The organism is Rhodobacter sp. Har01 (assembly GCF_020564565.1).
GTDB lineage: Bacteria > Pseudomonadota > Alphaproteobacteria > Rhodobacterales > Rhodobacteraceae > Pseudogemmobacter.
Genome location: NZ_JAJCTD010000015.1, coordinates 21,882 through 28,209, shown reverse-complemented (window position 1 = coordinate 28,209; position 6,328 = coordinate 21,882). Strand labels below are relative to the sequence as shown.

Here is a 6,328-nt window from a genome sequence, read left to right as displayed (position 1 = left end):
TCAACACCGTCGATCCCCACGCCTGGCTCGCCGACACCCTCGCACGCATTCCGGACTACAAAATCACAAAGGTCAACGATCTGCTCCCGTGGCGCTGGAACCGATAGCAGTCTGGCCGGACGCTTACCCTGCAACGTCTCGGCCACCGCGTCGTCGGTCGCGTTGCCTCCAAGGTCGGGGATATCCGTGCCTTCCTTTGCAGTAACGGCGTTGAGCCGCAGCACCAGTTTCTCGATCTCGCGTGCGTCAAAGGGAAGGGCGGGCATCGGGTGCTCCTTTCGCGGGCGGCCCGACGCGGATGACAAGCTTGCCAAAGTTCTCGCCGCGCAGAAGGCCGATGAAGGCGCGGGGCGCCTTTTCCAGCCCGTCGACCATATCCTCGCGGTAGTGGATGTCGCCGGCGGCGAGCCATGCACCCATCGTCTTGGCGAAGGTCGGGTAGAGGGGAGCGAAGTCCTGGAAGATGATGAAGCCGCGCAGGGTGATCCGTTTGCGCAGGATTTGCCCCATCAGCATCGGCAGACGGTCAGGACCATCCGGCAGGGCGGTGGCGTTGTATTGCGCGATCAGCCCGCAGACCGGGACCCGCGCGCCGGTGTTCAGCAGGGGGAGGACGGCGTCGAACACTGCGCCGCCGACATTCTCGAAATAGACGTCGATGCCCTTGGGCGTGGCCGCCTTCAGCTTGATGGCAAAGTCGGCCGACTTGTGGTCGATGCAGGCGTCAAAGCCCAGCGTGGCCACGGCATGGGCGCATTTGTCGGGCCCGCCCGCGATGCCCACCACGTGGCAGCCCATCAGGCGGGCGATCTGGCCCACGGTTGCACCGACCGGACCGGTGGCGGCGGCGACGCACACCGTCTCGCCGCGCTTGGGCTGGCCGATCTGCGTCAGTCCGGCCCAGGCGGTGAAACCGGGCATCCCCAGGATGCCGAGCGCCCAGGACGGATGGTCCGGCTTGGGCCCGAGGGGGGTGACGCCTGTGCCATCGGACAGCGCATAGTCCTGCCAGCCGTTGTAGCCGAGAACCCAGTCGCCCGGCGCGAAGCCCGCGACCTGCGAGGTGACGACCTGCGCCACCGTCCCGCCTTCCATCACGGCGCCAAGGGCCACGGGGGCGGCGTAAGAGGGCGCGTCGCTCATCCGGCCCCGCATGTAGGGATCAAGCGACAGGTATTCGGTGCGCAGCAGCATCTGGCCCGGTCCAGGCTGGGGCACGGGGGCGCTTTCGAGGCGCAGGGTGGCAAGCGTGGGTTCGCCGTTCGGGCGTTCTGCCAGGATGAATCTGCGGTTTACGGTGTCACTCTGGGGCATGGAGAGCTTTCCGGGTTAGGGTGGCGTGCCGGCACAGGATTGCCTCGGGTCGGGGAGGGTGGCGGGTCATGACGGCCTTGCAATCGCCGCGCTGCGCCGCCCCGATCACCAGCCGCGCCAGCGCGGGGACCGAGGTGGCCCCGGTGCGCCGCATGATCGCCGCCCGGTGGTTTTCGACCGTCCGTTGGCTTATGCCCAGATCGGTGGCGATGTTCTTGCTGGGACACCCGGCCAGCACCAGGGCAAGCACCTGACGCTGGCGCAGAGTGAGGCACTGGCGAATCTCGGCACAAACTACCGGGTTGGTTCGGCGCGTGGGCGGCAGACACAGGATTTCGGCCGGCAGGTCCCGGTCGCTCAGCGCCGAAATCAGGCGGGGCAAGGGGTTGGCCTGGCCGTCGAGCGCCTGCTTCAGGGCCGCATTCTGGGCGCGCAGCGCGGCGTTCTGGCGGAACAGGGCCTGTGCCGACAACTGAGCGTCCCAGACCGCAGCGGCCCCGGCGGAAAACCCGCGGGGTTGCGATGTGCCGTTCAGCACAAGGGAAAAGGGCAGGATCTGTGACCGACCGTTCGACATGATGCGCACCTCTGCAGAGCGGCATGGGCTGCGTGCCCTGCCAGGTCTGATCTTGCCGCAGAAGGGGCCGGGTTGGGCTGCCGCAGATCAGCGGGCCAACGGGTTTCCGGCCGTCATGTGCCAGGGATGCGCTGCAGCCCGCTTCCGGGCTGCAGCACGGGTCACCGGGTCAGTGGACGCGGATGTCGTTGGTCACCGAGGTCACCCCGGGGGCGGCCCAGGCGGTGGTGCCGGCCAGCGCGCGTTCGTCCCAGTACTCGACGGTTCCCGTCAGCGTGACCTTGCCATCATCCGTGGCCACGCTGATGTTTTCCGGGCTGAACCAGGACCGGTTCAGCGCGACCATGATGTCGGACTTGATGTTGCCGGCGTTGGCCATCGGCTTGATGGCGATCTGGTTCGAAACGCCGGTGACACCCCAGAGCGTGCGCAAAGCATCGGCGGCGGCGTCATGCTGGTAGTGCCAGTGCACATCGCCGGTCAGCGTGACCCAGCCTTTCGACACGGTGACCTTGACCGCATCCTTGGGCACGGACACGTTCCACGCCAGTCGTTCCACGGCCGCCGCGGCGATCTCCGCATCGTCGTGCTTGACGCTGAACGGCAGCTTGACCTCGATCTCCTCGGCCACGGCTTTCACGTCCTTGACCCGCAGCGCTGCGGTTTCGGCATGCTGCTTTTCGGCATAGCTCTCGACCGAGCCCATCAGGGTCACGACGCCGTCCTTCGTGGTCACGCCGATATGGGCGGCATTGACGCTCGGCTCCCACTTCAGCTCGTCCAGCACGGCCTGCTTGAGGTGTTTGTCGTCCGACATGGCAGTCTCCTTCGGAAGGCGCAGGAATTGCGTCGGCTCAGACTACATGCGGCAAGCTGCGCGTCGTCAGGGTCGGGAACTACTCACGGCGGAAAGGCGTCATGCTGGTGCGACGGGCACCATCACTTCGTTTCGGCGCAGAAACCACGGCGTCCAGGGCGGGTTGTAGCGCGCCACCTGTGACGGACCCAACGCCACCAGCCCGCGCGAGCCAAGCCAGGCCAGCAGGCGCCTTGTCGCTTCGGCCACCTTCGCCTCGCCCGCCAGGCCCGAGAACCGCAGGACCGCTAGCCGGGCAGGGGGTTGGGCGTGTAGGGAAACGGCGGGGTCATTGGGCAGCGGCAGGTCCGCCAGTTGGTAGCTGGCGGGCATGGTGAAGCGCACCAGCCATTCGCCCCCGCCCTGATCTTTGCCTGCGATCTGCGTGACCGGCGCGGTCATCGCGATCGTCTGGCCCTTGGGAATCTTGGTGACCGGCGCTGTCATCGCGATCTTCTGGCGCGCCTTGTTGCCGCCGAAGATGTAGCCCGCCAGCAGGCGGAACCCGCGACGGCCGGCCTCGTCCTGATTGCCCGTCACGGCAACCTCGGCCACCACCGATGCCGCGTAATCGCGCAACTCGAACGCGCCGTCCTTGAGCGCAAGGCTGAACTTCGGTTCCTCGATGGCCATGGTGCGGCTCCCCTTGATACTGCAGATGCCTGCGACCCTGCGCCGAACGGGCCCGCAGCGACAGGATCGGAAACCACTCATGCCATCCGGCCGGGCGATGCGCAGATCGGCGTGAGTAGTTTCCGAGGCTGATGCGACAGCCTTCGGCGTCCTAGGCTTGGGTAGATCAAGGGCGCGAGGCGCGCCCGTGCCCAGCCCGAGAGGCCAGACAATGACAGAGGATTCACCAGCCAGCGCCGTCCCCGCCCCGGGCCTCGGCACTGCCCACGAGCGTCTGATTGCGCGCATCTTTCAGCATCCGCTGTCCCACAACCTGTCGTGGCGCGAGGTGCTGGCGCTGTTTCACTCCATTGGATCGGTGGAACAGGTCCCAGGCGGCGCTATGGAGCTGCACCTGAACGGCCAGCATCAGACGTTCAAGCCCGCCCATGACAAGGACCTTGGCCCCGAGGATGTCATCTCTCTGCGCCACCTTCTGACCCGCGCAGGCTTGGCCGAGGGAACCCCTGCTCCGGCCGCAACACCCCCCACCGATCTGGTTGTCGTGATCGACCACGCCGATGCGCGCATCTATGCCGCCAATCCGGATGACGGGGCCAGCCCGCAGGAATTGCACCACTTCCAGCACAGCAGCGACCGCGCCCGCCGCGACGCGGACCCTGACGAGACCTGGCCCGACGACACGCGTTTCTTTGCCGAGATCGCGCAGGCGCTGGAGGTTGACGGGCGGATCGTCGTCGTGGGCCACGGCAAGGGCCAAAGCAACGCGACGGACCACCTGATGGCTTACCTTGCCGCGCATCACGCTGCGGTCCATGCCCGGGTTGCGCACGAGATCACCTCGGACCTGTCCCACCAGACGCTGCGGCAGCTTCTGGCCGCGGCACGCCACGCCCTTCAGCCTGCGCTGCTTTCCGCCGGGAAGACCGCAGGCTGATCTGCGGCAGCCTCGCCCGAACGCATCGGGCGCAACACTGCCCCATCCACTGCAACCCGAAAGGTGCACCATGACCAAACCGCAAACCGTGCTCGAACTGGCCCGTCACGACGCGCAAGAGCTTCACAAGAAGATCAGCGGCAACGTTGCCAGGGCAGAACAGGCCACCTGGGCGGACGTGAAGGCCGTTCAGGCCGACATCAACGCCTTGGGCGCCCGGATGAAGACGCTGGCCGAGGATCAGGCTGACGCGGTCAAATCCGGCATCAAGGCTGCCCTCACCAAGATGGACGCAGCCGGCAAACTGGTCGAGGACAAGACGGTTGCCGGCGCCACGGCCGCCAAGGATGGCGTCAAGCACGCCAATGACGCGATGCTGGAGAGCGTTCACAACGCCACCACCAGCCTTTCCGCCGCCGTCGCCGCCGCCCGCAGCAAGCTGGCCCATGCCATCGAACCGAAGAAGCCGGTCGCATGAACACCTACATCGCCATTGTCTTTTCCTCCGATGACAAGGCCCATCAGGCGCTGCGCAAGCTGTGGCAGATGGATGATGAGGGCCTTCTGACCGTGCACGGGGCGGCTGTCGTGCGCCGTGACGACATGGGCCATATCCGCGTGGCCGATCGCAACAGCGATCTGGGCATGCGCACCGCCATCGGCGTGGGCGTCGGGGCCTTGCTGGGCCTTCTGGCCGGGCCGGTCGGTGTGGCCGCCGGTGTCGCCGGGGCTGCGGCCCTGTCGGTCGGAGCGGCAACGGGGGTCGGCGCCCTTGCCGGGGCCGCGGTCGGGGCCACGGCGGATGCCGTGACCGAGACCCGGCGCGAGAATGCGGCCTACGAGTCGTTCTTCACCCTCAAGCACGGACAAAGTGCGGTGGTGGCAGAAGTCTCGGAGGACTGGACGCACGTTCTCGATGACGCGATGCACCCGATGGGCGGCACCATCTACCGCCGCATGAACAACGCGACGACCAACGCGGCCTTCGGCGAGAACTACTACAACGGCTATCTCTATCCCTACTATTCCGAGCCGATGTACGGCTGACCCCGACCAAGTCCGCAGCCAGATGCCCGAAAGTCCGGGTGTCTGGCTGTCCTCGCGTTCTCTTCAAAGGAAATTCCCCTTGCGCCACCGCATCCTTGCCGGTCTTGGCCTTGTCCTGCTTTGCCCGCTTTCAGTCGGGGCGCAGGACCTTGTGCCGCTGCATCACGACCTGGCCGCGCGCACTTTTGCAGCGGCCTGCGCGTCCTGCCACTATCGCGGCGCGGACAAGACGCCCTTTGGCACGCGCGGTCCCCTCGCAGACGGCAACCCGGACGAGGTGACGCAGAGCATCCTCTTCGGCGCGGCCCCCGAGGATGACGAAGGCGGCATGCCCGCCTTTGGCCCCGTTCTGACCGACGCCGATGTGACGCGGCTGGTGATCTGGCTGCGCAGCACCTCGAAACCCGATGATCCCTGGCCCGATGTAGAGGCCAGCGTCGTTCAGATGCGCGCCACCGGTAGCCGCGAGGATTGATCCCATGCCCCATTTCCGGAGCCCAAGACCATGACGACCTTCACGCTGAACGGCCGGTCGGTGACCGTCGATGCCGAACCCGACACGCCGCTGCTGTGGGTGCTCCGCGACGATCAGGGCCTGACCGGCACCAAGTTCGGCTGCGGCGTCGGGATGTGCGGGGCCTGCACCGTCCATATCGACGGGCGTGCGGCCCGGTCCTGCATCACCCTGATGGGGGATGTGGCGGGCGCCCGCGTCACCACGATCGAAGGGCTGGACCCGGGCCATGCCCACCCGGTGCAAAAGGCCTGGGCCGCCCTGCAGGTGCCGCAATGCGGCTACTGCCAGTCGGGGCAGATCATGCAGGCGGTGGCGCTGATCGGGCACTTCCCGCAGCCCTCGGACGCCGACATCGACGCGGTCATGGCGGGCAACCTTTGCCGCTGCATGACCTATGCGCGCATCCGTGCCGCGATCAAGGACGCTGCTTTGGAAATGGGGGCCTGA

At 66.9% G+C, this 6,328-nt stretch carries 10 protein-coding genes; 6 read left to right on the top strand and 4 right to left on the bottom strand.

The genetic code is table 11. The annotated features are described in order from the left end of the window. A partial coding sequence (locus LHP98_RS18720) for a transposase domain-containing protein (protein ID WP_227253783.1) occupies positions 1-107 on the top strand: 107 nt, incomplete at its 5' end. Positions 108-246: 139 nt separating this feature from the next. On the opposite strand, the gene LHP98_RS18715 is transcribed toward LHP98_RS18720, so the two are convergent. The 4 genes from LHP98_RS18715 to LHP98_RS18700 form a co-directional block, all read right to left on the bottom strand. After that, positions 247-1,314, bottom strand: a complete 1,068-nt coding sequence (locus tag LHP98_RS18715) for an NADP-dependent oxidoreductase (RefSeq protein ID WP_227254076.1) — start codon at positions 1,312-1,314, stop codon at positions 247-249. Further along, the gene (locus tag LHP98_RS18710) at positions 1,301-1,891 is read right to left on the bottom strand and encodes a LuxR C-terminal-related transcriptional regulator (protein WP_227254075.1); all 591 of its coding nucleotides are present in this window, start codon (positions 1,889-1,891) and stop codon (positions 1,301-1,303) included. The genes LHP98_RS18715 and LHP98_RS18710 overlap by 14 nt, the downstream gene beginning before the upstream one ends. Before the next feature lie 169 nt (positions 1,892-2,060). After that, positions 2,061-2,708, bottom strand: a complete 648-nt coding sequence (locus LHP98_RS18705; protein ID WP_227254074.1) for a BON domain-containing protein — start codon at positions 2,706-2,708, stop codon at positions 2,061-2,063. A gap of 99 nt (positions 2,709-2,807) precedes the next feature. Further along, a complete protein-coding gene (locus LHP98_RS18700) occupies positions 2,808-3,380 on the bottom strand; it encodes an SOUL family heme-binding protein (RefSeq protein ID WP_227254073.1) in 573 nt (190 codons plus the stop codon). Positions 3,381-3,591: 211 nt separating this feature from the next. Between LHP98_RS18700 and LHP98_RS18695 the strand changes: the two genes are divergently transcribed. From LHP98_RS18695 to LHP98_RS18675, 5 genes are all read left to right on the top strand, one after another. Next, positions 3,592-4,317, top strand: a complete 726-nt coding sequence (locus LHP98_RS18695; protein ID WP_227254072.1) for a hypothetical protein — start codon at positions 3,592-3,594, stop codon at positions 4,315-4,317. Between the two features lie 70 nt (positions 4,318-4,387). Next, entirely contained in the window at positions 4,388-4,795 is a 408-nt protein-coding gene (locus LHP98_RS18690) for a hypothetical protein (protein WP_227254071.1), read from the top strand. After that, positions 4,792-5,364 (top strand): hypothetical protein, encoded by a 573-nt coding sequence (locus LHP98_RS18685; protein WP_227254070.1) that lies wholly within the window; start codon positions 4,792-4,794, stop codon positions 5,362-5,364. Before LHP98_RS18690 ends, LHP98_RS18685 begins: the two co-directional genes overlap by 4 nt. Positions 5,365-5,443: 79 nt before the next feature. Then, positions 5,444-5,839, top strand: a complete 396-nt coding sequence (locus tag LHP98_RS18680) for a c-type cytochrome (protein WP_227254069.1) — start codon at positions 5,444-5,446, stop codon at positions 5,837-5,839. 30 nt (positions 5,840-5,869) lie between these two features. After that, positions 5,870-6,328 carry a (2Fe-2S)-binding protein gene (locus LHP98_RS18675; protein ID WP_227254068.1) on the top strand — a complete coding sequence of 153 codons (459 nt, stop codon included), beginning with the start codon at positions 5,870-5,872 and terminating at the stop codon, positions 6,326-6,328.

Bases quoted from the DNA above. Each gene is read 5' to 3' on its own strand.
- LHP98_RS18715 (WP_227254076.1), bottom strand. From the start codon at position 1,314: ATGCCCCAGAGTGACACCGTAAACCGCAGATTCATCCTGGCAGAACGC.
- LHP98_RS18710 (WP_227254075.1), bottom strand. From the start codon at position 1,891: ATGTCGAACGGTCGGTCACAGATCCTGCCCTTTTCCCTTGTGCTGAAC.
- LHP98_RS18705 (WP_227254074.1), bottom strand. From the start codon at position 2,708: ATGTCGGACGACAAACACCTCAAGCAGGCCGTGCTGGACGAGCTGAAG.
- LHP98_RS18700 (WP_227254073.1), bottom strand. From the start codon at position 3,380: ATGGCCATCGAGGAACCGAAGTTCAGCCTTGCGCTCAAGGACGGCGCG.
- LHP98_RS18695 (WP_227254072.1), top strand. From the start codon at position 3,592: ATGACAGAGGATTCACCAGCCAGCGCCGTCCCCGCCCCGGGCCTCGGC.
- LHP98_RS18690 (WP_227254071.1), top strand. From the start codon at position 4,388: ATGACCAAACCGCAAACCGTGCTCGAACTGGCCCGTCACGACGCGCAA.
- LHP98_RS18685 (WP_227254070.1), top strand. From the start codon at position 4,792: ATGAACACCTACATCGCCATTGTCTTTTCCTCCGATGACAAGGCCCAT.
- LHP98_RS18675 (WP_227254068.1), top strand. From the start codon at position 5,870: ATGACGACCTTCACGCTGAACGGCCGGTCGGTGACCGTCGATGCCGAA.